The organism is Burkholderia sp. L27(2015) (genome assembly GCF_009765705.1).
In the GTDB taxonomy this organism is placed as follows: Bacteria; Pseudomonadota; Gammaproteobacteria; order Burkholderiales; family Burkholderiaceae; genus LMUX01.
In genome coordinates, this window is sequence record NZ_LMUX01000016.1 from 986,235 (window position 1) to 1,011,760 (window position 25,526).

A 25,526-nucleotide genomic window follows, 5' to 3' on the forward strand; every position below is an offset into this window, starting at 1 on the left:
TGCAGGATATATACATTCGGTGTCAGCCCGGCGGTAATCGGAGCAGGGCTAGCACGTCGGCTTCGTCGAGCCATGTAGTCAATATAGCAATAAACCGACCCGACTATCAGAAGAAATCCCGACTGACCGCCGGCAGCCGCCCCAGCAGGTGCGACATATCGACAAGCCGCTGCGCGACCAGGTGCCTGACCTCACCCTGGCATTGCCAAGTGCCGAACACCGCCAGCAAAGTCGACCCTAGCGCTTCGCGGCGCTGTTTCTCCAGCAGACTGGGCCACACGATCACATTCACGTTGCCGGTTTCGTCCTCGAGCGTCACGAACATCACGCCTTTTGCGGTGCCAGGCCGTTGACGCACGGTAACGAGACCGCATCCGCGCGCCAACTGACCATCGCGAAAAGCACGCAACATGGACGCCGGCATCAAGCGCCGCGCAAGTAACTGGGGGCGTAGTAGTTCCAGCGGGTGCCGCCCCAGCGTCAAACCGGTTGACCGGTAGTCGCTGATGATTTCGTCGGCCTCGCACGGTGTGCCCAACGTGGGCGTGTCGTCGCCCAGTTGGGCCGCCGCGAGCATGTCCCTGTCGGGAACCGCGGCTAGCGATTGCCAGAGCGCTTCGCGCCGGTTGCCCGCCAGCGACGACAAGGCATTGGCGGCAGCCAGCACCTGCAAGTCGTGCCGGTCCAACTGGGCGCGCAGCGCCAGGTCGCCGACGCTGTCAAACGGGCGCACGGCCCTGGCCGTCTCGATGCGCTCAGCGGACCCGTCGCGCATGCCGCGCAACAGCGAAAGACCAAGGCGCACAGCGGGTGGGCTGCCGCATTCCTCGCATTTATCGGATTCGCCGCATCCGTCGCGCCCATTTCGTCCATCGCACCCGTCGCGCTTTAGAGGCTCCAGAGCCGAATCCCAACCGCTGATCGTCACATCCGCCGGCAAGACCTCCACGCCATGACGCTTGGCGTCCTGCACGAGCTGCGATGGCGAATAAAAGCCCATCGGCTGGCTATTGAGCAATGCCATTAAAAACGCCGCCGGCTCATGTCGTTTGAGCCAACTGCTCGCATAGACCAGCAAGGCGAAACTGGCCGCATGGCTCTCCGGAAAACCGTATTCGCCAAACCCCTTGATCTGCTCGAAGATCGCCTCGGCAAACTGTTTTTCATAGCCGCGCGCGGTCATGCCGTCGACGATACGGTCGTAATATTTTTCCAGGCCGCCTTTGCGCTTCCATGCCGCCATGGCGCGCCTGAGCTCATCGGCCTCACCGGCGCTGAAGCCCGCGGCGATCATGGCGATCTGCATGACCTGTTCCTGGAAAATCGGCACGCCCAGCGTGCGCTCCAGAGCCACCTTCAACGCCTCTTGCGGATAGCTGACCGGCTCAATGCGCTGCCGCCGGCGCAGGTAAGGGTGCACGGCGCCGCCTTGAATTGGGCCAGGGCGCACGATAGCGACTTCGATCACGAGGTCGTAAAAGGTCTGGGGCCGCAACCGCGGCAGCATCGACATCTGCGCGCGCGACTCGATCTGGAACACGCCTATGGTGTCCGCCTGCGAAATCATCGCGTAGGTGGCGGGATCTTCCGCGGGAATGTCCTGCATCTCGAACCGCTCGCCGCGCTGCTCCGAAACAATGTCGAGGGCGCGACGAATGACCGATAGCATGCCGAGCGCGAGCACGTCGATCTTCAACAGCCCCAGCGCCTCCAGATCATCCTTGTCCCACTGGATGACGCTGCGCTCCACCATCGCGGCGTTTTCCACCGGTACCAGCCGTGTGAGCTTGCCGCGGCTGATAACGAAGCCGCCCGAGTGCTGGGACAAATGTCGCGGAAAATTCAGCAATTGCGCCGCCAGCGACGCCCAGCTTTTGATCAGCGGTGTGTCCGGATCCAGCCCCGAGTCGGCGAAGCGCTGGAGCAGGTCATGACTGTTATCGAACCAATGATGCGACTTGGCCACGCGGTCGACGATTTGCGCGTCTACGCCCAGCGCCTTGCCGGTTTCGCGCAATGCGCCGCGCGGTCGATAGGTCGAGATTGCCGCGGCAATGGCGGCCCGGTCGCGCCCATATTTGCGGTAAATGTATTGGATCACTTCTTCGCGTCGCTGGTGCTCGAAGTCGACATCGATATCGGGTGGCTCGCCGCGTTCCTTGCTGATAAAGCGCTCGAAGAGCATGTTGCCGCGTTCGGGGTCGACTTCCGTCACGCCCAGGCAGTAGCAAACGGCCGAGTTGGCTGCGGAGCCGCGTCCCTGGCAGAGAATCTGCTGGCTGCGTGCATATCGGACGATGTCGTACACCGTCAAGAAGTAGGCGTCGTATTCCATCTCCTCGATGAGGTCGAGCTCGTGTTCGATCTGTGCCTGGATCTTGTGCGGGATGCCGGTGGGGAACCGGCGATGGGCCCCGACGTACGTTTCCTGACGCAGATACTGCGCGTGGGTATAGCCTTCGGGAACCAATTCATCGGGGTATTCGTATTTCAGCTCATCGAGCGAAAACGTGCAGCGCTTGAGCACGTTCAAGGTCTCGCTCAGCGTGTATTCCGGATACAGATTGGTGAGCCGCAAGCGCGAGCGCAAGTGCTGCTCGGCATTGGGCGCCAGTGCATAGCCGCATTCCGCGATCGGCCGGCCGATGCGGATTGCCGTCATCGTGTCGTGCAACGGTTTGCGCGAACGCACATGCATCACGACCTTGCCGGTCGCGACCACCGGCACGGCGTGGCGCACGGCGACACGTTCGACGACGCCGCGATGAATGTCGTCGAGCGCGCGCTGATGCAAGGTCAGTCCGACCCAGGCCCGAGCGGGAAAGGTCGCATCCAGCCACTCCAGTTGCGCATCCAGTTTTTCTTCATGCGCCGGAAAATCGGGCGCAAGAATGGCGAGGCAGTCCGGCATGCCGCGCAGGTGCGCATATTCGGCCTCGGGGCGGGAGAGGTCATGCGGCGTGAGCAGGTAAGCGCCTTTCTGTGCGCGCATACGCGCGAGCGTCACGAGCTCGCACAAGTTTCCGTAGCCTTCTCGGTTTTGCGCCAGAAGAATCAAACCGAATGCCGGTGTCTTGTCCGCATGCACCAACTGGAAGTACGAGCCGATGATCAGCGGCAGTTCCTCTTTCTTGGCCTGCACATGCGCGCGCACGACGCCGGCCAGCGAGCACTCGTCGGTAATCGCCAGGCCCGCATAGCCGAGTTGCTTGGCGCGCGCGACCAGCTCTTCTCCACGCGATGCACCCTGGAGAAAGCTGAAATTGGAAAGCGCAAAAAGCTCCGCATACGCGGGCAGCATGGAGAACGTCGTATCCACGATTCGTCATCCAAATAGGCCGTGAAGAAACCAGCGCGTGTCGTCGGCATCGGCGCTGCTCGGGCGCTCCCGGAAAATCCAATAGCAGCTCTGGTCGCTTGCCTGTGCGACAAAATAATCGCGGCTGGCCGACGCGCCATCGAACCATCCTCCTTCTATCCTTTCGCCGGTCGATACCAGTTTCAACGGCGAGCTGTAAAACGGACGATTGCTCTTCATCATCAATGGCAGCGGCTTTTCGAGCAGCCAAGTCGGACGCGGCAGATCGGACGGCGGCACCTCGGCGCGGCGTGGGTCGTGCATGGGCACCCAGCGATTCGCGTGCTCAGGGCGATGGTCGGCCCTGGGTGCGGGCCGAAGCACGTTGTCGACGCCCAGGCGCGCAACCAGCAATTCCAGCAGCCGGTTATGGTCGTCGGCCGAGCCGCCCGGTTCCGGGAACAGCGCTTCGGTCGAAGGCTGCGCCGGTTGCGCCTGGGTCACGCTCAGCCTGACCGCGATTACGGCGGCAGTCAGCTCCGTGCGCCCAAGCCGCTCCTTCAACAAGCGCACAAGATGGTCTTCGCGCCAGGTGGGCTCGGCCAACGCCAGGTCGATAACAGTCGGCGCAATGGCGGCGCGCCCGCGCTCGTGTTCCAGCGCGATCGAAGCATGAGTCAACGCAAGTTGCTGCGCCCCGAGCCAGCCGCACAGTTGCACGATAAGCCGGCGTGCGCAGAACAGAATCGCGTCCGCATGTTCGACCCGGTCGGGCAACTCCACGCGAGCACTGAAGGTGGGCGGCACGGCGAGCCATTCATAGAGTTCCGGCGCGAGTCCGTAGGCGCGGTCCAGTGTATCGAGCAAGGCCACGCCGCAGCGCCTTTTGAGGCCTGCGCGCGGCAAGCGTCGAATGTCGCTCAGCGTTTTGCATCCGAGGCCGGTGAACCAGTCCGTGAACGCGCGCACTTCGGGCGCAGCCAGAAAAGGCAGGCCGCCGAGCGTGCGCTCCAGCGATGTCATTTTCAAAACGCGTTGCCTTCTCCCTGTTTGCGCCGTTTGCGTTCCTGCCGCGGTTCCCCCCGTTCTTCGCTGTTTTGCCAGCAGCCATGCGCCTTGCCCCGTCGGCGCCGTGCTCATGCGGGCCGTCACGCCGATCGCATCGACGACCTCACGGATGTGGTGACACACGCGGACAATGCCGCCGAAGAGCCGCAAGCTTGCCGTGACGTCCATCACGAGGGTGGCTTCCTCACACAACGCCACCATCGGCGAGAACCGCATCAGCGCGAAAGCGACCTCGCGCAGCATGAGGTTTTCGCGCAGTGGGTCGCGCTCGTGCATGAGGGTGTGCGGCGACAGCGTCAGCACGCCACCGCGCTTCATGCCCACGCGCACGCCGGCCTCGCGTGCCATCGGGTCCGCGATAAAGACTTTGTCTTTCTCCAGTACAACGCAACCATGCTCCGGTCTAGGTGACCAGCGCGGGCGAAATACTTCGAGCGACAGACGGGGCAGGTGCATGCCGACGAATACGGCCATACGGACTCAACAAGATCGGTGAAGGTTGCAATGTGATCGCCAACGTTTCGGTGCGTATCGGGCCTTTACGCTTCACCACGTCGACGACAATTCCGTCGCCTGCCGGCCTCACGCCCAGCCGCAGCGTTGCCGGCGACGAATCGGACGCGCAGGTCAACGGCCGCACCATTAAAAACAAGGTTTCGGAAGATTGCGCTGCGAGGTGCAAGCGGCGCAGCGATTCGGAGCGCACAGGATGCTGCCAAAAAATGAGCGCTCCGCAACTGCCGGCTTTCAAAATCTGTTCCGCGCACCAAAGCGCATCGGCACTCTTGGGCGCGCGCAGCATCATGAGCTGTTCGACCGGAATACCCAGATACCCGAAGCCCAGCGCGTTGGGGAGATGTGGCGGCATCACCAGTGCGATGGTGCGCTGGCTCAGTGCCGCGAGGGCCGGCCGCAGCAGCCGTAGCTCGCCGATGCCGGGCTGCTGGACAAGCAATTCAACGAGTGTGCCGAGCGGCCAGCCGCCGCCGGGCAATTCGGCGGATAGGGCGGCATAGCCCGTATCCACGGTTTTGCCATAGTTCGCCGCGAGCTGAGACCCTCGCCATAAGGCGGGGTGGATGTCTTCAACGTGTGCGGGCAGGGCTTGCATGGGTCAATTACTGTATGGATGTACAGTATCGTATCTCTAAATTGGGGTTTGTGCACTGCCCCTTTTTGCACCGTGGAATCCTAAATAAGGATAAATAAGCGCAAGACGTCGCTGCGCCATATAGAAATCAATTGTTGACAGTTGACTGAGAGCGTGCCTGCATGTAGATTGTCGGCAATATTCAATACATAAATAAAATTCTGACGCTCATCGCGGTTTTCGCGCGGGCTTCAGACAAGGGAGATTAGATGGCCAAGCAGGGAGATGTCGAAGGTTCTGTTGTTGAAGGTTCCGCTTCAGTTTCTAACTTACGTACAGTGAATCGGCGCGGCTTTATGCAGCGCACGGCGATGGTTCTCGCGGCCACCACCGGAGTTGGCGCTGTGCCTACCATTGCCCGCGCGGCTTCAGACGGGATAGTCGCCGAGGAATACTGGGCGAAAAAGGGCGACGTTAACCTCTACCTCTACAGAAAACGGATGACGGGCGGAAGCGCTGTCAAACCCGTGCTGTTTCTCGTGCACGGATCCTCGTTCTCGGGGCGTGGCGGCTTCGATCTCGATGTACCGGGTCACCCGAATTACTCTTTCATGGATGAATTCGCCGGTTACGGTTTCGACGTATGGACGATGGACCACGAGAACTACGGCCGGTCGTCCAAAACCACTTCCAACTCGGATATCCGATCCGGTGTCGAGGATTTGAAGGCGGCCATGCCGGTGGTTGAACGCGTGAGCGGCCAGAAAAAGTTCATGTTCTATGGGCAGTCGGGCGGTTCGGTTCGCCTCGGTGTGCTGGCGATGGAAGCGCCGGAGCGCATCGATCGCATGGTGCTGGATGCCTTTACCTATACCGGCGAGGGTGCCCCCGAAATCATGAAAAGACGGGCCCAGGTACAGAGCTATCAAACCAGCAATTTTCGGCCCTCGTCGCAGGCGAGCTTCGATGCCATCTTTAGCCGCGACGATCCTTCCACATTCGAGCCGGCTGTCCCCAAGGCATTGGGGGATTACGAATTGAAGCTGACCGACCGCACGCCCAACGGCACTTACCTGGACATGGCCATTCACATGCCCCTGGTCGATCCGAAAAAAATTCAGTGTTCGGTCTGCATAACGAGAGCCGAGCACGACGGCAACGCGACGGATGCGGAGCTGCTCGATTTCTTTAACCAATTGCCCAATAAGGACAAGGAGTTCTGCATGATCAAGGGCGTCGCTCACGTGGCGGTACTCGGGATTAATCGTCACCGCATCTGGCATGCGATGCACGCTTTTTTCACCATGCCGCCGCAGCGTAGTGCTTAAGATCATCGCATCAGTGCCGTAATAGCGTGAACAGGAACGGAGCTCGCTCGTGAAACATAAGTTGGGATTTTTAATCGCATTTATGCTGGTTTTGACTCGGCCCGCGTTTGCAACGGCTCAGGCAACAGATCAGGCATCAGCTCATGCCGCCGATTTGACGGTGCTCTCGGCCGCGGCCATGAAAGGCGTGGTGCAGAAGGTGCCGGATCGTTTTTTTGCTGCGACCGGAGCCCATGTCCATTTTGTATTCGGCACGGCGGGTCAGATACGCGAGAAGGTTCTGGCAGGGGATCGCTTTGACGTTGTGATCCTTCCTCCCGCGTTGCTGAGCGATCTGGCAAAACGCGGGATCGTGGAAGGGGCGTCGATTAAAGACGTTGGTTCGGTACGCATTGGAGCCGCCGTGAAGACGGGTGACCCATTACCGAACATCGGCGATGAAGCGTCGTTCAAACAGACGCTGCTTGGCGCGGTGTCGATCGGTATGGCCGATCCGGCCAGCGGAGCCACGTCGGGAATTTATCTGGCCAAGCTCATGGACCGCCTGGGTGTGACCGAAGCGATTCGTGCCAAGGTCAAATATTATCCGGAAGGTCAGACGGCAATGGAAGCGATGGCCAAGGGTGAGGTGACGCTGGGCATTGGGCAAACCAGCGAGATCATGCCGGTACATGGTGTGACGCTGGTGGGCCCGATTCCGGAAAACCTGCAACTCAAGACTATCTATGCGGCAGGGATAGCGAGCAAGGACTCATCGCAAGTCCTGGCGCAAAAATTCCGGGCCTACGTCACGGGTGCGCAGGTGCGGGCTTCGTTGAAAGCGAATGGTTTCGATCCGGGTTCTTGATCGCGGTACGCGCGGGTGTCATTCAATGAATGAATGCCGGTGCGTACGCTGTCCGAATCGATAAGGGAGTTGTTGTCGTTGTGGTTGGTGCTGTTGCTGTTGTAGAGGTAATTTTATATTCACGTCTTAGCGAGAAGCCGTAGTTAGATGGTGCTGGCATTGCGTCATGCACCATCTTTTTTTATCACGAGCCCCGTTCTGCCCGTGACGTTCGCAACGCGACTTAAAGCCCTGCAACCACTGGGCTTCCCGCTGCGCTTGAAATTCGCAAACGCCCGCGCATTCAGCCTGGCTGCGTGGTATCTGCGGGATGGCTTGCCTGGTAAATCATCCTGTTTCGAGCGATCTGCGATTGATCGAGCGGGTATTCGTTTTTATCCCCGGGAATGATGCCGCTAGCTTCCGCCTGGATCAGTTGCGCTTGCACTTGCGCACGCGTCAGGCCACCGGTACCGGCGTCCATTGAGTCGCTATCCGCAAATGCCGGAGTAACAAGAACCGTGCTCAGCGCGGCGGCGAGAACCAATGCGAGGGGGCGTAAGGGTTTCATTTCAACTCCAAGAAAGAATAGGCTTCGAATCGTTAAATCGTTGCAAACTACGAGCACAGTGTCGCGTGCCGCTACCGTCACGATGCTGACGTCGACATTACGATTTTGTTAAGAACGAGGAGTCCTAGCCCTATGACCCGACCTGCCGCGAAATCGATCAGACGACAGTTATTGCGCTGGCTGATAGGCGGCTTGATACTCGCCGTCGTAATCGCGGGGGCCTCGCTTTATGTGCGGGTTCGGCGTGAGGCCAATGAGTTGTTCGACTATGAGTTGCAGATGGTCGCCGTCAACCTACCCGCCGATATTTCCGCTGTCCGGGCCAACACGAAGGGCCCGCGCTTCAAGGACATGGCCGATGACAAGATCATCGTGTCCATCTGGGATCGGCAGGGACATCTTCTTTACCAGTCCTCGGAACGCTTTGCGCTGGACCGTATTCAAGCACCGGGGTTACAAAACACGCGCGCTTATGGACGGCGTTGGCGCGCGTTCGTCGTGGTCGAGCCCGACCGTTACGTTCAAGTGGCTCATCCGACCGCGGTACGCGATGACATGGCAGCACGCATGGCCGTGAATATCGCCTTGCCGATCATTATCTGTTTGCCGCTGGTGGCACTGTTCATCTGGCTGGTGGTGGGCCGCAGCTTACGCCCGCTGGAGATGTTGGCTGCGGCCATCGGTACGCGTAATCCGGATAGTTTGGCGCCGGTGGCGCTGGACCGCGGTGTCCCATTGGAAATCCAACCGCTGGTGGGCGCGCTCAATACTTTGCTCGATCAACTGGTTGCGTCCATGCAGGCGCAACGGCTTTTTGTCGCCGACGCCGCGCATGAGCTGCGCTCGCCGCTCACCGCACTGAAGTTGCAACTGCAGTTGGCACAACGAGAATCCAGCGAAATCACCCGAGCGGCGCTGCTCGTCAAACTCAACGAACGCCTGAATCGCATGATCCACCTGGTGCAGCAACTATTGACGCTGGCGCGCACGGATGCCGGGCTGAGCCTGACACCGGCGCCGGTGGATCTCGAAGCGCTGGCGGGGGAAGTCGTCGGGGAATATGCACCATTGGCCGAGCAAAGGGGGATCGATCTGGGCTTGGTGGTTGTCCGTGCCGGCGACTACCGTGTGTGTGGCGATAGTGCCGCATTGTTCGTCTGCCTGCGAAATCTCGTCGACAATGCGGTGCGCTATGCCGAGGCGCACAGTCGGGTGGACGTGACGCTCAACCGCCAAGACGGCGCGATCGTGCTCGAAGTTCGCGATGAGGGGCCCGGCATCCCCGAGGCCGAACTCGAGCGCGTATTCGATCGATTCTATCGAGGCAAGCAGACTTCGGCATCGACGGGAAGTGGGCTGGGCTTGGCGATCGCACGTCGTATTGCGCAGCACCATGAGGTGAGCCTGCAACTGCACAATCGAGAACGTGTGCGAGAAAGTTCGCAAGAGAGTGCGCAGGAGCAGGGGCCGAGGCAGGTCGCCGGGCTAACCGTAACCTTGACCGGCTGGAAACAATCCGACTGATTCCGAAAGTATGGTCTACCCGCGGGTGTTGCAAAACCGTTGTCTTAAGCAAGCGTTAATGTAAAGCGGCAATCACAGCGCTATTCTTGGTGGCAGGTAGTCCCCGCGCCCGCAACATCGGGCTAGGGATACTACCTATGAAGCGCACCGTGTTCGGGCGCTTTGCCGCGGAAAATCTCTAATTGTGGTGCTGTCGCAGGGATTGTTTCCGTCGGTTTTTTTTGTGCTCGAATAAATTGTCGACAGTTGACTTGAAGAATGCTGACTTTAAGAATGTGGACGATATTCAATATGCAAATTGCCGTGAAGCCTGCATTTGAGTCGGTTTGAAAGGCCGGAGGTTAAAAGCCCCGGGTCAAAAGCCCGGGTCAAAAGCCCGGTTCAAAAGCCCGGTTCAAAGGCCCGGTTCAAAAGCCCCTCCGGTAGTTTTGCAACGCTGTATCTGGCTGGAAGGGCGGCGGAGTGTTACACGGGGTGCCTGAACGGGATTATGAACAGGCTGGTCAATTCATAAAAATGAGGACTACAAATTATTAATTGATAAACGACGGTTACCCTCTTCGCGATGGCCGTATTCGACCTTATAAATATAATTCGGAGATACTTATGAAACGCCTGGTGATTTCTAGCTTGACCCTGGCTACGCTAGCCGCAGCCTCATCGGCTCAAGCGCAAAGCAGCGTTACGCTTTACGGTGAGCTTGACAATGCAATTGCCTATTACAACAACGTGGGGCATGCCTCTTTGCTCGAGCTGCAGGGTGCGGATCTGACGGCAAACCAGTGGGGCTTGAAAGGCAAGGAAGATCTGGGCGGAGGTCTTCACGCGATTTTCAACCTCGAAAACGGTTTTAACGTTGAGAGCGGCAAATTCAGCCAAGGTGGGCGCGAGTTCGGTAAAAACGCATACGTGGGGTTGGCAAGCGAATCCTTGGGTACGATCGTGTTCGGACGTATGCTGGATCCGACGGTGGACTTGGTTCAACCGCTTACGGCCGATGGCTACGGCCCCGCATTTTCGACGCCGGGCGACGCCGACAATAACGACAATACGTTCCGTGTGCAAAATGCGGCCAAGTACACCAGCCCGGACTACAACGGCCTGCAATATGAATTGATGTACGGCCTGGGCGGTGTTGCGGGCAGTATAGCGTCGCAGCAAAGCACCTCCGCAGCCGTGGCGTACAACCACGGCAATTTCAGCGTGGCTGGGGGCTATGTCTATGCCAAGAACGATGGCGCCGGCGGAGTCGGCACGGCTGACCAGACCCAGAACAACTCGGTCACACCACTGTTTGGCAGCGTTGCATTTACCGGGTCGCGCTTGATCAGCCAAGTCGCGGCTCAGTACGTGTTCGACAAATTTACGGCCAACGTGCGCTATAGCAATGCGCAATGGAAGCCGGGTGCGGCGTTCGCCGCCTTCAACCGCACAGAGACCTTCAATACCGGCGCGACGTCGCTCGCCTACCTGATGACGCCGTCGATTCAGATGGATGTCGGCTATACCTATACGCGCTCCAGTGGTGCATCGTCGGCCACGTATCACACGGTTGCCGCGGGCGCGGAATACTTCCTGTCCAAGCGCACGACGCTCTACGCGATCGGCGGCTACTCGCACGCACGGGGCACCACCTTCAGTCAAGACGGCAACAGCATTGTGGCCGCCGGTGGCACGGTGGGCGACCTGACGTCGAGCTCGAGCACGCCCAACCAGTTGGCCTTCATGCTGGGCATGACGACCAAATTCTGACGCACTGGCACGCAAATAGTGGAAACCATTGCCGCAGCCATGCGCGAGATTTCCCTGTTGTATCCGACCCGAACACTCGTAAAACACGGGTAGTAATTCCAAAACAAGGATGGAGACCATGTCACGCAAACTCAAGTCGCTCACGCTGCTCGGCAGCTTATTTTCCAGCATATTTTTCTGCTTACCGGTGGCCCATGCCGGCGCGGCCGAACTCAAGATGATTTCCAAGGTGGAGATTCCGGGCACACCGCTCGATTCGTTCGACATCAGCTATGTCGATCAGAAAACAAACCGGTATTACCTGGCCGATCGTAGCAATAACGCGGTTGATATCGTCGACGGCACGAGCGGGAAAGTCGTTGGCCAGGTGCACGGTTTTGTCGGCGTCAACAAGGACAACGACCTGGCCGGCCCAAACGGTGTGCTCGTGATCGGCGATGAAGCGTGGGCCGGGGATGGCGACAGTTCGGTCAAGGTCATCGACCTCAAGACTCAAACGGTCGTCGATACCATCAAGACCGGCGGCACCAAGCGCGCTGACGAAATGGCCTACGATCCCAAGCATCAGATCTTTCTGGTCGCCAACGATGCGGACGATCCGCCGTTCGTCACGCTGATCTCGACCAAGCCGGGGCATAAGATTCTGAAGAAAATCGTGATCAATGACGCGACTGACGGCATCGAGCAGTCGATCTACTACGCCCCCAAAGGCATTTTCCTGATGTCGATTCCCGAGCTCAAAGGTGACAAGGCTACGGGCGGCGTCGCGCTGATCGATCCGGTCAAGGGCGAAATCACGCATGTCATGAAGGTATCGAACTGCGAACCCGCAGGGCTTGCGCGTGGGCCGGGACATAACCTGATAATCGGCTGCAACGCGGGCGGCAAGAAATCGCCGCTCAAACCCGTCACCATGGTGATCAACGGCGATAGCGGCGCAGTCGTGGCTGCCATCCCCGATATGGGCGCCGCCGACGAAGTGGCTTACAGCGCGAAAAATGGCCAGTACTACATCACTGGACGGCAGATGCCCAATGGTCCGGTGCTGGGCGTGATCGACGCCAAGACCAACACGCTCTTGCAGAGCATTCCGACCGGAGGTAACGCGCATTCGGTTGCTACGAGCGATTCGACCGGACACGTATTTGTACCGTTGCCGAAAACGGGTGGTCCGTGCGGCGGGTGCATCGCCGTCTACAGCACGCAATAAGCGTGTAGCGCTGCGGCCGCTTTTAGCGGCTGAAGCCAGCGAACGCGTGGAGGTCGGTGGCCCCCACGCGTAACAGATCATCCACTCGCCCCGAAAGGATGTAGCAGGACAACACTTCTTCGATCATTTCCCGCTTTACAATGGCCTTTATCCCCCTCTGGATGGAGGCGCTCAATGTGTCTGGAAATTTTCCTGGAAGAGAAAGCATGAAAACATCACGTAAGCGCGTCGTCCCTGAAGTGCGCGATCGGGCGCTGGAGCTGTCGCTAGTCAGAGAAGTGGAAAACTCGACGAATGAGAGCCGCGAGGAAACGGTAAAGACCACGGCCGGTGAGCCGATGGTTGCGTTTGCGGGCAAGAGCAATCCGTTTATCGACTATCACCGCAATGACCTGTTGCTCAGCCTGCAGAACATGCGTAGCGAAGGGCACGACGAGATGGTCTTCATCTTGATGGCTCAATGCAAGGAATTGACGTTCAAGGCCATCCATTATGAAGCCTATAACATGCAGCTGCGCCTCAAGGCGGACGATCTCGTAGGCGCACTCGCGCTGGCGCCACGCATCAAGCGGCTCTTTGAATACCTGGTGAAGACCTGGGATGTGCTATCGACCATCACGACCAGCGGCTTCAACGAATTCCGCGATTGTCTGGGCGTGTCTTCGGGCCAGCAGTCGTATATGTACCGCCACGTCGAGTTTATTCTCGGGAACAAATCGGTGCGCCTGGCCCAGGCCCATGCCAATAACCCCGACGTCTATCCGTATATCGAGCAATCGTTGCATGCGCCCAGTCTCTACGACGACGTGCTGGCTTTGCTGCATCGCCGCGGTCTGGCGATCCCGGCGCGCGCGCTCGAGCGCGACTGGTCGGAAACCTATGAAGCGGACCCCGATGTCGAAAAGGCATGGCTGGAAGTTTATGCCGACCCCACGCCGGAAAACGATCTGTATGTGCTGGGCGAAGCATTGATCGAAATCGCCGATCTTTTTTCGCAATACCGCTGGCGCCATTTCACTTCGGTAGAACGCATCCTGGGCTTTAAGCCGGGCACAGGCGGCTCCGCTGGAGTGGGCTGGCTCAAACACGTTGTCGACCATCGCTTTTTCCCCGAGCTTTGGGCGATACGCACGGTGCTGGGCGCTTAGGTTCGCGTGGCCGATCAGCGTTGCGACTCGGCGTTGTCGTTCACCGTCATCGGGCAGGCTGCTTTGTGCCGAGCGCCCGTGACGTTAGCGCTGCGCCTTGTTGGCGGCAGATTTTCGTCCCACTGGTTTGGCGAATGCGGAGAATCCTTCGGCCACGGTATGACCCAAGACTTCGGCGGCACGTTTCAGGTTGCCGAGTTGGCGGGGATGCGCCAGCCAGATATCCAGGCTGAGCGCAAAATCTTCAACATCGACTATCGATAGATCGTTGTAGTGAGCGCTGCGGCGCAGCACGGTACGGGGCACAAGGCCCAGCCCCAGGCCGGCGGCAACCAGGCGCAACTGTTTTTCCGTGTCGTAGGTGTCTACCACCAGGCGCAGATTGCGGCCGTGGTTTTCCATCGCGCGCTCCAGCGCCGCCCGATATCCGCACCCCATTGGGTTGAGTATCCAGTCTTGGCCTGCCAGGGCCTTGATCGTGGTGCGCCGATCGACCGACGCTTTATGCTTGCTCTGCACCACGACGACGTCGAAGGTGGTGATCCGCATGCCGGAAATGTCCTCGGGCAGGGCCGTCCCGGATGGCAGCATCAACGTTGCCGCGTCGAGGGCGCCCAGGCCGATTTGTTGTTGGAGTTCCGGACTCCAGGCAGTACGCAGTTGTATATCGAGTGCCGGAAATGCCTCCGTCATGCGCGTGATCGTATCGACCAGAACCACATCCGCGATCACCTGGGTGAATCCCAAGCGGAATATCCCACTGGGTGCCGCGTCCTCACGCGCAATTTCAAGCAGATGACCGGCGCCGCGCAGCAGCGGAACCGCTTGCTCATAGATTCGATGCGCAAGCGCAGTGGCTTTCGGCGGCTTGCTTGCGCGATCGAACAGATCGGCGCCGAGCAGTTCTTCCAGATGCTGGATCCGGCGCGAAACCGCCGATTGCGTCAGCGACAGGACAGCCGCCGCGCGAGTGAGCGAGTTGTGGTCGACTACCGCGACGAACGCTTTGAGGTCGTCTAACATTATGCTTACCTATCATGATTTACATGAGAATAATGCGCTTGTGACAACACCTTGGCTAGTCTAATCTTGAAACAGGCCGTGTTCCCTACACTTTTATCTGAGAGGTTAGCTATGCCATTCGTCAGAATCGATTTATCCCAGGCGGCTCCGGCCGAACTCGCATCGACCGTGAGCGAGGTCGTCTATGAAGCGATGGTCCAAGTGGCCAATGTGCCGCAACATGACAAATTCCAGGTTATTACGCGGCATGCGCCGCAAGAGCTGATCTACCCGGCCGAGGGTTACCTGGGCAACAAGTACTCGCCGGATATTATTTTCATCCAGGTCACGTGGGTGGCGGGCAGAAGCGTCGATGTGAAGAAGGCGTTCTACCGGAAAATCGCCGACGATCTTCACGCCCGGGCAGGCATCCGGAAGGAAGACGTGTGGATCAGCCTGGTCGACTCGAAGCGCGAGGACTGGTCGTTCGGTGGTGGCGATATGCAATACGCACCGACCGAGTAAGGGGAATGGCGCGAGGGCGGCGCTTAGTTCCTAGTTAATACGCACTGAGGCGTATTATCCGGTTGAGATGCCGATTCAAAGGGCAGCTTGCTTCGGTCCGGTCCGACCGAAGCCATCACAACCGAAGGAACATGATTTCTGGCAATCGTCGCATTGCTCACCTGGATATGGATGCGTTCTACGCATCGGTCGAGCTATTGCGCTATCCCGAGTTACGCGGCAAGCCGGTTGTCATCGGCGGCGGACGTAACGCAATACCCGAGGTCCTGGATGACGGCAGCCGCCGCTTTGCGCGGCTGCGCGATTATGTCGGGCGCGGTGTCGTCACCACCTCGACTTATGAGGCGCGCGCGCTGGGAGTGTTCTCGGCGATGGGCATGATGAAGGCGGCGGCGCTCGCGCCGGACGCGGTCCTGTTGCCGACCGACTTCGAATCGTACCGGCATTACTCGCGGCTGTTCAAGGCATCGGTGGCCGCCTTCACAACGCAGATCGAGGATCGCGGAATCGACGAAATCTATATCGACCTGACCGAGGTGGAGGGCGAGGTCGTCGACATCGCGTCGCGTATCAAGCAAGCGGTGAGGGACGCGACGGGGCTGTCGTGCTCGATTTGCGTGGCGCCGAACAAGCTGATGGCAAAAATCGGCTCCGAACTCGACAAGCCGGATGGCCTGACCATTTTGACGCCGGCCGACATGGCGGGGCGGATCTGGCCGCTGGCGGTGCGCAAGGTGAATGGGATCGGCCCGAAGGCGACCGAGAAACTCGCCGAGCTGAGCATCGTTACCGTGGGCGATCTGGCGAGCGCGGATCTGGGATTGCTGCAGACGCATTTCGGCCGCAGTTATTCGGCGTGGCTCGCGGAGGTCGCGCAAGGTGTCGACGAGCGGCCAGTGGTGGTGAGTTCGGAGCCGAAGTCGATCAGCCGCGAGACGACATTCGAGCGCGACCTGCATCCGCGCCATGATCGCCCGGCGCTGTCGGCGGTGTTCTCGGACTTGTGCGTGCGCGTGGCGCAAGACTTGCGGCGCAAAGGCTACGTGGGGCGTACGGTGGGCATCAAGCTGCGTTTCGACGACTTTCATACGGTGACACGCGATTTGACCTTACCTGAGCCGACGGCCGACGCCATCGCGATACGTCGTGCTGCTACCGAGTGTTTGAAACGCGTGACCTTGGACCGCAAGCTGCGCTTGCTGGGCGTGCGCGTTACCGCGTTGCTGACCATGGGGAGCGAATCCGACGCGCCTGGCCCGGTTCAATCCGAACTGCCCTTTGCCAAGGACGAATAAGCCGACTGAGGTATCATGCGGCAGCCGCATCGACGGCCCGCCGAGCGTGGGCTAGCCGGTGCTTCTATACCCTAACGATAAGCGTTCCACTGCGTGTTGGCCTGGCCCCAAGCATGCGCAGTCGTAGCGCGCGGATCCCTCTGATGTTTGACGTCTATCTCTCTCATAGCCTGCTGGGTTCCAGCCTCCAGGCTCTCAGTCTATATGCGTTGTTGGGCATTGTTGCCGCGCTGGTGCTGGGCGGCATGGTCAAAGGTGTCGTCAGTATCGGCGTGCCGCTGGTCGCGATGCCTATCCTCACGCACTTCCTGCCGGTCAAGGAGTCGGTGCTGCTGCTGTCGATGCCTATCATCCTGGGCAATATCCCGCAGGCGTTCGAAGGCGGCGAGATGCTGAGCACAGTGCGCCGGATCGCAGCGCCCCTTGTGGGCACGGTGCTGGGCAATATCGTGGGCGTTACCGTGCTGATATCGCTGGCGCCGCACCGGGCGCAGGCGGCGGCCGGCGGCTTGCTGATCTTCGCTGTCGTACTGATGCTGGCGACGCCCAGGTTCAAGCTCTCACCCACGTGGGCCAAGCCGGTCGGGTTCGGGCTTGGGTTTGGCGCAGCCGTCATGGAAAGCATCGCTTCCATTCCCGGTCCGCTGCTGGCGATGTACCTGATCGCATCCGGCGCCACCGGCCGCGCATTTACCAAGCAGATCGCCATCATTCTGGTGGTCTCGATCATCACGCTGATTGCAACGTTCAGTGGTGGGCGTCAAGCGAGCTGGGTCGACCTGGTCATTTCTGCGGCTGCTAGCATTCCTGTGATTGCCGGCATAGTGCTGGTGCGCCCGCTGCGCGACAAACTGCCGCCGCAGGTTTTCCGCACGCTGGTATTGGTGTTCGTGCTGTTTGCCGCGGCGCAGATGATCTGGAAGTCGGGCGTACTGTAGAGACGATCAAAGATCGAGCAGCAAGCGCTGATTGTCTCCGCTTTGCGATTCAGCGGGAACAGCGCAGCAAATCAGCGCTTCGTCATCCGGCACCATGAACGAGGGCGCAATGGGATAAGCCACAGCGCCTTCCACAATACGCGTGCGACAGGTTCCGCAGCTGCCGCCGCGGCATCCAAACTCGGGCGCCAGCCCGCGCGCTTCTGCCAGTTTGAGCAGCGATCCGTCTTGCGGTTCCCACCGCGCTTCCTTGCCGGATTTGACAAAGGCGACGGGCACGGGCGATTGAGCTGGTGCACGCTCAGGTGTCGCGGCCGGTATCGTTTCGCTGCGCGCATCACGTTTTCGTTGCAGCCCTGCGGGCCCGAACGATTCGGCGTGGATGCGAGCATCGGCGATATTCAGCTCGCGCAAGCCGTCATAGATCGACTGCATGAACGCAGCCGGGCCACACAGATAAAAGTCATAGTCGTCCAACGGCAGTATGCTGCGCAGCATCTCGATGTCGATGCGGCCCGCGCGATCGTAATCCCGGCCTCGCACGGCGCCCTCGGTATCGGATAAGGTCCGGATCACCTCGACGGCGCCGCTGACATCACCGGCCAATTCGGCAATCTCCGCCGAGAAGGCACGATCGGCCAGCGTGCGGGCCGAGTGGAAAAACCAGGTAGGCCGCACGCGCCGAATGCGCAAACCTTCATAGACAATCTGCCGCAGCATCGCGAGCATCGGCGTCACGCCCACACCGGCGGCCAACAGGACGGCCGGCCGATGCTCTTTCGCGTCGATCGTAAATTGGCCTGCGGGCGCCCGCGCTTCGATCACGTCGCCCACGCGCAGCGTGTCGTGCAGGTGGTGGGACACCAAGCCTTCGCGTTTCACACTGATGCGATACACGCCGTCGGCCGGACCTACCGACAAGGTGTAGGTCCGAATGACGGCCTGGCCGCCGTCGGTCGGCGTGACGCGGATCGGCAGGTGCTGGCCGGCCGCATGCGCGACCAAGCCGGCGCCGTCCAGAGGTTCGAGGTAGAACGATCGGATCACCGCGCTCTCGTCGACGATTTTCGTAATGCTGAAGCGCCGCCATGCATTGGCCAACGCCGCTGCCTTCAGCCGAGCTTCAACCTCTTGCCAATTGCCGGTCATCAGCGCATTGGGCGACCAGCCGTTTTGCCGGAACGTCCAATGCAATGGCAGCGCACCGGCACGGTAGACGATATGGCGTGGCGTGAAGCGCCACAAGCGCTCAGCCCCCTGGAACGCGGCGATCTCCGGCGATTGCAAAATCACCTCGGCGCTGCCTGAGAGCTGCAATAGATCGCCGGTCTCAAAGTCGGTAAAGACCAAGCCCGCTTTGGGATTGATCAGAAAATTGCCCAAGGTGGCAAAGAACAGGTTGCCGGCAAACTCCGGAATCGTCAGAACGCCGTCGTCACCCAGACGCACGAACCCGGTATTGCCGCCGCGATGCGATACGTCGACTTGCCGCTCACCGGCATCGTTATCAACATAGGAGGCTACGAAGAACGTGTCTGCGCGTGTAATCATCGCCCGGGCCCGTTCGGACAGTTCGTGCAGGCGTACGGCACGCTGCTCGGGCGCGATCGCCGGATCGCGGACCAACTCAAAATCGCGCACCTGGATGTATTGCGGGCAATTGCCGAAGCTTTGGCCAACGTTTACGCTGAAGCCCGCGGCGCTGCTGCCTCGAACCACGCCGTTCATGCGGTTGCGGCGGCGCGTGTGCAGTTCTATGCCGAGCAGGCCGACCGCCGCACCGTTGTCGAGCCCGCTACCTGCCGGATCATCCGAGTAGGGTTTGGCGGCTATGTTCAACCTGTAGGGGGAAGGCGATTGTATGAACCCCGGCTTGTTTGCCAGCAAGGTCGCCCACGGGTTGCCATCCGTGTCGACGGCCCCGAGCGCCACGAACGGCAGTTTTTCGAAGAATGCCCGATGCTGATCGGGCATGAAGTCGCGAATCGCGCGGCGTCCGAGGTCGTCCATTCTTTCAGCGACGCCGACCGCTTTTTGAAGTGTCAGCTCGCCCGCATGCCAGGGGGAGCGTGTCCTTTCTTCCAAGAGTGTGTCCATGATCGAGTGCTTTCCAACAATGTGATGAGGCGGGGCTCCAGACACCCAAGTCTGAGCGCTAAAGAGGCTCAGGTAAATACACCAACGGCTCACTTCAGTGTCCACTATTGACGGACAATCGAGAGGGGAGGGAAGCGGCAGGGATGGCATTGGGCGGGCGGGCGCACGCCGATCGGTTCGCACGATGGAATAAATTGACCGTTTCGGCGTTGTCATGGGTAGCATTCGATATGACGGCGCACACATACGCACATACGCACGCACGTGCACTCGCCTTTGCTCACCTTGGACTTACCTTTTACAGAACCGAAAATGCCATTCATTACGATCGAAGGACAATCGCTTCATTACCAGATACAAGGCACGGGATACCCGGTGCTGCTCGGTCACAGCTATCTCTGGGATTCATCGATGTGGGCCCCGCAGATAGAAGCGTTGTCCGCGTCCTACCAAGTCATCGCACCGGATCTGTGGGGGCACGGGCAATCGGGGCCGGTTCCGGACAACACCCGTACGCTGGGCGACCTGGCCGCTCAGATGAGCCGCTTGCTCGACGCGCTTGGCATAGAACGCTGTGCGGTCGTCGGCCTGTCCGTCGGTGGGATGTGGGGGGCTGAGCTGGCTTTGAGCGAACCGCAGCGCGTGAGCACCCTGGTGATGATGGATACCTACCTGGGCGCGGAGCCCGAGGCAACGCACGCGCGATACTTCAAGATGCTGGACACGATCGAGGCGCTCGGTACGATTCCGCCGCCGATGCTCGACGCCATCGTGCCATTGTTTTTCAAACCCGGCGTGGCATTGGACGGTTCATTAGCGACCTCGTTTCGCCGGGCGCTCGCCGGGTTCTCCGCCACGCAACTGCGCGAGTCCATCGTCCCATTGGGGCGGCTGATTTTCGGGCGACCCGACGCGGTTTCACGCCTGGCGGGGCTGGATCCCGCTCGCACGCTCCTGATGTGCGGCGCGCTCGACTTTACGCGCACGCCGGCCGAGACCATCGAGATGGCCACCGCGATCGGTTGTCGGCATGTGCTCATACCGGAGGCGGGGCATATCTCGAATCTGGAAAACCCCGCGGTCGTGACCGATAGCTTGCTCAAATGGCTAGGACAGCAGGTCGGGTCGTAAAGCCATCGCTACACGCCATCTACGACCAGTTGGCGTGGAAGCTGCCCTTCTTGTCGGTGCGCTCGAAGGTATGCGCGCCGAAGAAATCGCGTTGCGCCTGCACCAGGTTCGCGGGCAGGTTGGCGCTGCGGTAGCTGTCGAAATACGCGATGGCTGACGAGAAGGCCGGTACCGGCACGCCGGCCTTTACCGCCGCGACGACCACATCGCGCAGCGCGTCCTGATACTGGGTCGCGATGTCCTTGAAGTACGGGGCGAGTAGCAGGTTGGCCAGCGCGGGCTCGTTCGCGTAAGCCTCGGTGATCTTTTGCAGGAAGCCCGCGCGGATAATGCAGCCGGCGCGGAAGATCTTGGCGATCGTGCCGTACTGCAAGTCCCATTTGTATTCGTCGGAGGCCGCGCGTAACTGCGCAAAGCCCTGCGCGTAGGAAACGATCTTGCTCAGGTATAGCGCGCGACGTACCGCTTCGATGAACTTTTCGCGATCGCCGTCGAACTTCGGGGTTGGCCCGCTGAGCTGCTTGCTGGCGGCAACGCGCTGATCCTTCAGCGACGACAGCACGCGTGCGAACACGGCTTCGGTGATGAGCGGCAGCGGTGCGCCAAGGTCGAGCGCGTTCTGGCTGGTCCACTTGCCCGTGCCTTTTTGTGCAGCGCGGTCGAGGATCATGTCGACCAGATCCTTGCCCGTGTCCTCATCCTTCTTGGCGAAGATCTTAGCCGTGATCTCGATCAGGTAGCTGTCTAACTCGCCCTTGTTCCACTCCACGTACACGCGGCCGAGTTCCTGGTTCGACAGGCCCACGACGCGCTTGAGCACATCGTAGCTTTCGGCGATCAGTTGCATGTCGCCGTATTCGATGCCGTTGTGGACCATCTTCACAAAGTGACCGGCGCCATCCGGGCCCATGTAGGCGACGCACGGTTCCCCATCCGGGGCCTTTGCGGCGATTTCCGTCAGAATAGGTGCGACCAGATCATAAGCTTCGCGCTGGCCGCCCGGCATGATGGACGGCCCCTTCAGCGCACCTTCCTCACCGCCCGATACGCCCGTGCCGATGAAATGCAGCCCCGACTTGGCGAGATCCTGGTTGCGGCGGATGGTGTCGGTGAAATGGGTGTTGCCGCCATCGATGAGGATGTCGCCTTTGCTCAGCAGCGGGCGCAGCGCGTCTATCGTGGCGTCGGTGCCTGCCCCCGCCTTGACCATCAACAGGATGCGGCGCGGTTTTTCCAGCGACTCGACGAATTCTTCCAGCGTGTAAGCCGGAACCAGTTTCTTGTCGGGGCAGTCCGCGATCAGCTCATCCGTTTTTTCCCGGCTGCGGTTATAGACCGATACGGCGTGGCCGCGGCTTTCGATGTTCAAAGCGAGGTTGCGACCCATGACGGCCAGACCGACCACGCCGATAGCTTGTTTGCTCATGCTGACTCTCCGATGGACTTGCGCGAGCCGATGCTGCGCATAGAGGACTGACAAGGAAGTCCGAGACAGGTTCAGAGTAACACTTCGAAACGGGGGACGCAGTCGATGGCGCACGAGAGCCCCACGTCCAGCCAATCGGCCGCTGAACGTGGGGCCGTTCGTCTTAAAGACCGAGCGCCGGGTCGGACATACTGTCTTGGCCGGTTTCCACGTGGCCGCCGAGTCGCCGCAAGAAACTCGGGTCGACGTCGACCGTCACGGTCAGGTCGTACCAGCCGAAGGAGCTGCGCAAATCGACCGTCAGATCTGCAGAGTCGCCACCGCGTACCGTGCGCGTGGTGTTGGCCTGGGTATCGTAGGCATTGGCGATGGTGAAGGTGCAGCGATCCTTGCCATTGTTCGTCAAACGCAGTTGCACGTTGCCGTTTCCGACGTCGTAGCCTTCGACGATTTCGAGCGCTGTCGGCTCTTTTTTACTCGCCACGGTTGCCGTGCCGACGAAGCGGCGCAGGAAGCCGTTCGGACCGAACACCGAGAAATCGTAAGCGCCACCGGCGGCCACGGACAACTTGTCGGAAAGGTCTTTGCCGGCTTGGACCGTATAACTGCGCGGCAGATCTTGCGGATTGCCCGAATAAACGAGGAAGTTGGCGCCCAGGTGCCCCGTGTTCACGAGATGCAGGTCGAACGAGCCGCCGTTCTCGACGACCTTGCCGCGCGCCACGAACTCGTAAGCCAATGCGCGAGCGGGGCGTACGCCTTGCTCCTGTTTCGGCAACGCCTGAGACGCGGGCACGACGGGCACGACGTTCGGATGACGCAGTTTGTCCGGCGGAATGAACGGGGTCGTGCTCGGCAGTTGTGGAAACGCGTCGTTGGGGTTCTTGAAGTTGAATGCCGACGTCAAGTCGCCGCATACGGCGCGGCGCCACGGCGTGATATTGGGCTCGTGCAGATCGCCGCCGCGTCCGAAACGTTGTTGTATGAAGCGGATGATCGATGTATGGTCGAACACTTCCGAACACACGTAGCCGCCCTTGGACCACGGCGAAATCGCGATCATCGGCACGCGCGGACCGAGGCCGTAGGGGCCCGCCGGGTTGGCGCTGTTGCCGGCGAAGAACTCGTTGCTGGTATCGACGGTCGACATGCCGGTGGCGCTGGTCGACGAGGCATACGGCGGCGCTACGTGATCGAAGAGTCCGTCGTTCTCGTCGTAGGTCAGCAGCAGGACCGTCTTGCTCCACACTTCCGGGTTTGACGTGAGTACTTGCAGGACCTGGTCGACATACCACGCGCCGAAGTTCGGCGGCCAGTTACCGTGCTCGGAATAGGCCTCGGGCGCCACGATCCATGAAACCTGCGGCAGCGTATTGTTCTGCACATCCTTCGTGAGAATGTCGAAGTAATTTCCCGAGACCGCCACATTGGTGCCGGTGCAGGCCTTTTGAAACAGCGGGCTGCCGGGCGTCGCGTTGCGGTACTGGTTGAAGTACAACAGTGAGTTGTCGCCGAAGTTGCCGATGAAGGCATTCTGGGTATCACCCCAGGCGCCTTGTGCATTCAGGCCGATGCCGATGTCCTGATAGATCTTCCACGAAATGCCCGCGCTCTCGAGTTTTTCCGGATACGTCGACCACGAATAACCGAGCTCCGCGTTATCGATCACCGGGCCGCCACCGAGGCCGTCGTTACCGATCCAGCCCGTCCACATATAGTAGCGATTCGGATCCGTGGGCATCATCCCTGAGCAATGATAGGCGTCGCAGATCGTGAACGAATCGGCGAGCTGATAGTGAAACGGAATATCCTCACGCGTCATATAGAACATCGTCGTCGATCCCTTGGCGGGGACCCACTGGTCATAACGGCCACTGTTCCACGCCGCATGCGTGGTGACCCAGCCATGGTCGAGATCCTGCACGAACTGCAAGCCCAGATTGGGCAGGTTGGGGCGAAACGGCAAGACGTAGCCGTCTGCATTGTTGGCCGGTTGAAAAAATACCGGCTTGCCGCTGGGCAGAGTGATCGCGCGCGTGTCGCCAAAGCCGCGCACGCCCCTGAGCGAGCCAAAATAATTATCGAACGAACGGTTTTCTTGCATCAGGACAACGATGTGCTGCACATCCTCGATACTGCCCGTGGCATTGTTCGCGGGAATCGCGAGCGCGTTGCGAATACCAAGAGGTATCGCTCCGAGTGCCGTGGCTGCGCCGGCCGCTTGTGCGGCCGCGCGCAGAAAGTCGCGTCTGCTGTTGGTGGTCATGTCTGATCTTTTCACTTGGCATGGGTGAGGGGCGCGCCTAAAAAAAATATAAAAACTGACGACGCGGGCCACAGCGATGGTGCGTGCTGACCTATTCAGGCGATGATCAGAATGACCACGGAACATGTCGGCTCCGTGGCAGAAAAGTGAAGCTTGTGGACGCGAGCGACGGGTTAGTGTTGCTCGGGCTAGATTTGCTAGATTTGCTAGATCGGCTAAATCTGCGATAAGCCACCGTCGACAACGAGCTCGGTGCCGGTCACGAACGAAGCGTCGTCGCTTGCGAGGAAGAGCACCGCCTTCGCGATTTCTTCGGCTTCACCAAAGCGTTGCAGCGGGACTTGTCCTTCGATGGCCGTGGCCACTTCCTTGAGTTGATTTTCCGACAGCCCGAGCTTGCCGTGAAACGGCGTGCTGATCGGGCCTGGGCTGACCGCGTTGACGCGAATGCCGCGCGGGGCGAGTTCAGCGCCGAGCGAGCGCGCCAAAGACCGGACTGCGGCCTTGGTTGCCGAGAGTATCGAGAGGCCCGGTGTGCCGACCGCATTCAGAAACGATGTGGTCAGCACGACGCTGCTGCCTTTGGTCAGCAGCGGTGCGGCTTTTTGCACCGTGAAGAAGATCCCTTTGAAGTTCAGCGCGAACTGGTCGTCGATCTGTTCTTCGGTGACGGCGTCCAATGGTGATGTCGCGCCGGCGCCCGCATTCGCGAACACAATGTCGAGTCGGCCATGGCGCTTGGCGATCGCGGCGATCACTTGATCGAGCGCCGCCGGTTCGCGCAGATCGGCGCGCAGCACCATGGCGTCCGGGCCGAGATGGTGGGAGGCTTCTTCGAGGCGGCGTGCATCGATGCCGGTCACGATGACGTGCGCGCCCTCGGCGCGGAACAATCGTGCGGTGGCCAGGCCGATGCCCGAGGTTCCGCCGGTAATCAATGCGATTTTGTTGATCAGCTTCATGGTGATGCTCCTTAAATTTGTGGAGACAAGCTGTGGACTCAAGTTGTGGACTCGAGCTGTAACTCAGCT

19 protein-coding genes are annotated in these 25,526 nt (G+C 60.1%); 10 read left to right on the forward strand and 9 right to left on the reverse strand.

All coding sequences use genetic code 11. From position 1 onward, the window contains the following. Positions 1-106: 106 nt before the first annotated feature. Genes GSQ77_RS12405 through imuA form a run of 3 tightly spaced genes read right to left on the reverse strand, consistent with a single transcriptional unit; the run spans position 107 to position 5,477 of the window. Complete coding sequence (locus GSQ77_RS12405) at positions 107-3,319, reverse strand: error-prone DNA polymerase (protein ID WP_158902390.1); 3,213 nt, start codon at positions 3,317-3,319, stop codon at positions 107-109. A 6-nt stretch (positions 3,320-3,325) separates the two neighbouring features. Next, on the reverse strand, positions 3,326-4,840 hold the full coding sequence (locus tag GSQ77_RS12410) for a DNA polymerase Y family protein (protein ID WP_158902392.1): 1,515 nt from the start codon (positions 4,838-4,840) through the stop codon (positions 3,326-3,328). Continuing rightward, positions 4,770-5,477, reverse strand: a complete 708-nt coding sequence (gene imuA, locus GSQ77_RS12415; protein ID WP_158902394.1) for a translesion DNA synthesis-associated protein ImuA — start codon at positions 5,475-5,477, stop codon at positions 4,770-4,772. The genes GSQ77_RS12410 and imuA overlap by 71 nt, the downstream gene beginning before the upstream one ends. 248 nt (positions 5,478-5,725) lie before the next feature. Here imuA and GSQ77_RS12420 point away from each other — a divergent pair, with 248 nt between their 5' ends. Then, on the forward strand, positions 5,726-6,784 hold the full coding sequence (locus GSQ77_RS12420; RefSeq protein WP_216854885.1) for an alpha/beta fold hydrolase: 1,059 nt from the start codon (positions 5,726-5,728) through the stop codon (positions 6,782-6,784). A 49-nt stretch (positions 6,785-6,833) separates the two neighbouring features. Continuing rightward, positions 6,834-7,631, forward strand: coding sequence for a substrate-binding domain-containing protein (locus GSQ77_RS12425; RefSeq protein WP_158902396.1), 798 nt, complete (start codon positions 6,834-6,836; stop codon positions 7,629-7,631). 283 nt (positions 7,632-7,914) lie between these two features. On the opposite strand, the gene GSQ77_RS12430 is transcribed toward GSQ77_RS12425, so the two are convergent. Then, positions 7,915-8,181, reverse strand: coding sequence for a DUF4148 domain-containing protein (locus GSQ77_RS12430; protein ID WP_158902398.1), 267 nt, complete (start codon positions 8,179-8,181; stop codon positions 7,915-7,917). 132 nt (positions 8,182-8,313) lie between these two features. On the opposite strand from GSQ77_RS12430, the gene GSQ77_RS12435 reads away from it, so the two are divergent. The 4 genes from GSQ77_RS12435 (at position 8,314) to GSQ77_RS12450 (ending at position 13,815) form a co-directional block, all read left to right on the forward strand. Then, entirely contained in the window at positions 8,314-9,705 is a 1,392-nt protein-coding gene (locus GSQ77_RS12435; protein ID WP_158902400.1) for an ATP-binding protein, read from the forward strand. A gap of 606 nt (positions 9,706-10,311) precedes the next feature. After that, on the forward strand, positions 10,312-11,457 hold the full coding sequence (locus GSQ77_RS12440; protein ID WP_158902402.1) for a porin: 1,146 nt from the start codon (positions 10,312-10,314) through the stop codon (positions 11,455-11,457). Between the two features lie 118 nt (positions 11,458-11,575). Then, positions 11,576-12,667: a YncE family protein gene (locus GSQ77_RS12445; protein ID WP_158902404.1), complete on the forward strand. Its 1,092-nt coding sequence runs from the start codon at positions 11,576-11,578 to the stop codon at positions 12,665-12,667. A gap of 206 nt (positions 12,668-12,873) precedes the next feature. Next, a complete protein-coding gene (locus GSQ77_RS12450) occupies positions 12,874-13,815 on the forward strand; it encodes a tryptophan 2,3-dioxygenase (protein WP_158902406.1) in 942 nt (313 codons plus the stop codon). A gap of 84 nt (positions 13,816-13,899) precedes the next feature. Here the strand turns inward: GSQ77_RS12450 and GSQ77_RS12455 are convergent, their stop codons facing one another. After that, positions 13,900-14,838 (reverse strand): LysR family transcriptional regulator, encoded by a 939-nt coding sequence (locus GSQ77_RS12455; RefSeq protein WP_158902408.1) that lies wholly within the window; start codon positions 14,836-14,838, stop codon positions 13,900-13,902. A gap of 111 nt (positions 14,839-14,949) precedes the next feature. Here GSQ77_RS12455 and GSQ77_RS12460 point away from each other — a divergent pair, with 111 nt between their 5' ends. The 3 genes from GSQ77_RS12460 (at position 14,950) to GSQ77_RS12470 (ending at position 17,575) form a co-directional block, all read left to right on the forward strand. Beyond that, positions 14,950-15,342, forward strand: coding sequence for a tautomerase family protein (locus tag GSQ77_RS12460; protein ID WP_158902410.1), 393 nt, complete (start codon positions 14,950-14,952; stop codon positions 15,340-15,342). 131 nt (positions 15,343-15,473) lie between these two features. Next, positions 15,474-16,637, forward strand: a complete 1,164-nt coding sequence (dinB, locus tag GSQ77_RS12465; RefSeq protein WP_158902412.1) for a DNA polymerase IV — start codon at positions 15,474-15,476, stop codon at positions 16,635-16,637. Positions 16,638-16,780: 143 nt separating this feature from the next. After that, entirely contained in the window at positions 16,781-17,575 is a 795-nt protein-coding gene (locus tag GSQ77_RS12470) for a sulfite exporter TauE/SafE family protein (RefSeq protein ID WP_158902414.1), read from the forward strand. A gap of 6 nt (positions 17,576-17,581) precedes the next feature. On the opposite strand, the gene GSQ77_RS12475 is transcribed toward GSQ77_RS12470, so the two are convergent. Further along, positions 17,582-19,672 carry a pyridoxamine 5'-phosphate oxidase family protein gene (locus GSQ77_RS12475; protein WP_158902416.1) on the reverse strand — a complete coding sequence of 697 codons (2,091 nt, stop codon included), beginning with the start codon at positions 19,670-19,672 and terminating at the stop codon, positions 17,582-17,584. A gap of 312 nt (positions 19,673-19,984) precedes the next feature. Here GSQ77_RS12475 and GSQ77_RS12480 point away from each other — a divergent pair, with 312 nt between their 5' ends. Then, positions 19,985-20,803 (forward strand): alpha/beta fold hydrolase, encoded by an 819-nt coding sequence (locus GSQ77_RS12480; RefSeq protein WP_158902418.1) that lies wholly within the window; start codon positions 19,985-19,987, stop codon positions 20,801-20,803. 19 nt (positions 20,804-20,822) lie between these two features. Here GSQ77_RS12480 and gndA read toward each other — a convergent pair whose 3' ends face one another. The 3 genes from gndA to GSQ77_RS12495 form a co-directional block, all read right to left on the reverse strand. Then, positions 20,823-22,229, reverse strand: coding sequence for an NADP-dependent phosphogluconate dehydrogenase (gndA, locus tag GSQ77_RS12485; protein WP_158902420.1), 1,407 nt, complete (start codon positions 22,227-22,229; stop codon positions 20,823-20,825). A 163-nt stretch (positions 22,230-22,392) separates the two neighbouring features. Then, a complete protein-coding gene (locus GSQ77_RS12490; RefSeq protein WP_158902422.1) occupies positions 22,393-24,495 on the reverse strand; it encodes a phosphocholine-specific phospholipase C in 2,103 nt (700 codons plus the stop codon). A gap of 215 nt (positions 24,496-24,710) precedes the next feature. Continuing rightward, on the reverse strand, positions 24,711-25,457 hold the full coding sequence (locus GSQ77_RS12495; protein ID WP_158902424.1) for an SDR family oxidoreductase: 747 nt from the start codon (positions 25,455-25,457) through the stop codon (positions 24,711-24,713). Positions 25,458-25,526: the final 69 nt, after the last annotated feature.

What these genes read in the sequence shown, in the direction of transcription:
- GSQ77_RS12435 (WP_158902400.1), top strand. Translation starts at nt 8,314, where the DNA reads ATGACCCGACCTGCCGCGAAATCGATCAGACGACAGTTATTGCGCTGG.
- GSQ77_RS12475 (WP_158902416.1), bottom strand. Translation starts at nt 19,672, where the DNA reads ATGGACACACTCTTGGAAGAAAGGACACGCTCCCCCTGGCATGCGGGC.
- GSQ77_RS12410 (WP_158902392.1), bottom strand. Translation starts at nt 4,840, where the DNA reads ATGGCCGTATTCGTCGGCATGCACCTGCCCCGTCTGTCGCTCGAAGTA.
- GSQ77_RS12450 (WP_158902406.1), top strand. Translation starts at nt 12,874, where the DNA reads ATGAAAACATCACGTAAGCGCGTCGTCCCTGAAGTGCGCGATCGGGCG.
- GSQ77_RS12430 (WP_158902398.1), bottom strand. Translation starts at nt 8,181, where the DNA reads ATGAAACCCTTACGCCCCCTCGCATTGGTTCTCGCCGCCGCGCTGAGC.
- imuA (WP_158902394.1), bottom strand. Translation starts at nt 5,477, where the DNA reads ATGCAAGCCCTGCCCGCACACGTTGAAGACATCCACCCCGCCTTATGG.
- GSQ77_RS12455 (WP_158902408.1), bottom strand. Translation starts at nt 14,838, where the DNA reads ATGTTAGACGACCTCAAAGCGTTCGTCGCGGTAGTCGACCACAACTCG.
- dinB (WP_158902412.1), top strand. Translation starts at nt 15,474, where the DNA reads ATGATTTCTGGCAATCGTCGCATTGCTCACCTGGATATGGATGCGTTC.
- GSQ77_RS12495 (WP_158902424.1), bottom strand. Translation starts at nt 25,457, where the DNA reads ATGAAGCTGATCAACAAAATCGCATTGATTACCGGCGGAACCTCGGGC.
- GSQ77_RS12445 (WP_158902404.1), top strand. Translation starts at nt 11,576, where the DNA reads ATGTCACGCAAACTCAAGTCGCTCACGCTGCTCGGCAGCTTATTTTCC.
- gndA (WP_158902420.1), bottom strand. Translation starts at nt 22,229, where the DNA reads ATGAGCAAACAAGCTATCGGCGTGGTCGGTCTGGCCGTCATGGGTCGC.
- GSQ77_RS12460 (WP_158902410.1), top strand. Translation starts at nt 14,950, where the DNA reads ATGCCATTCGTCAGAATCGATTTATCCCAGGCGGCTCCGGCCGAACTC.
- GSQ77_RS12480 (WP_158902418.1), top strand. Translation starts at nt 19,985, where the DNA reads ATGCCATTCATTACGATCGAAGGACAATCGCTTCATTACCAGATACAA.
- GSQ77_RS12490 (WP_158902422.1), bottom strand. Translation starts at nt 24,495, where the DNA reads ATGACCACCAACAGCAGACGCGACTTTCTGCGCGCGGCCGCACAAGCG.
- GSQ77_RS12470 (WP_158902414.1), top strand. Translation starts at nt 16,781, where the DNA reads ATGTTTGACGTCTATCTCTCTCATAGCCTGCTGGGTTCCAGCCTCCAG.
- GSQ77_RS12440 (WP_158902402.1), top strand. Translation starts at nt 10,312, where the DNA reads ATGAAACGCCTGGTGATTTCTAGCTTGACCCTGGCTACGCTAGCCGCA.
- GSQ77_RS12420 (WP_216854885.1), top strand. Translation starts at nt 5,726, where the DNA reads ATGGCCAAGCAGGGAGATGTCGAAGGTTCTGTTGTTGAAGGTTCCGCT.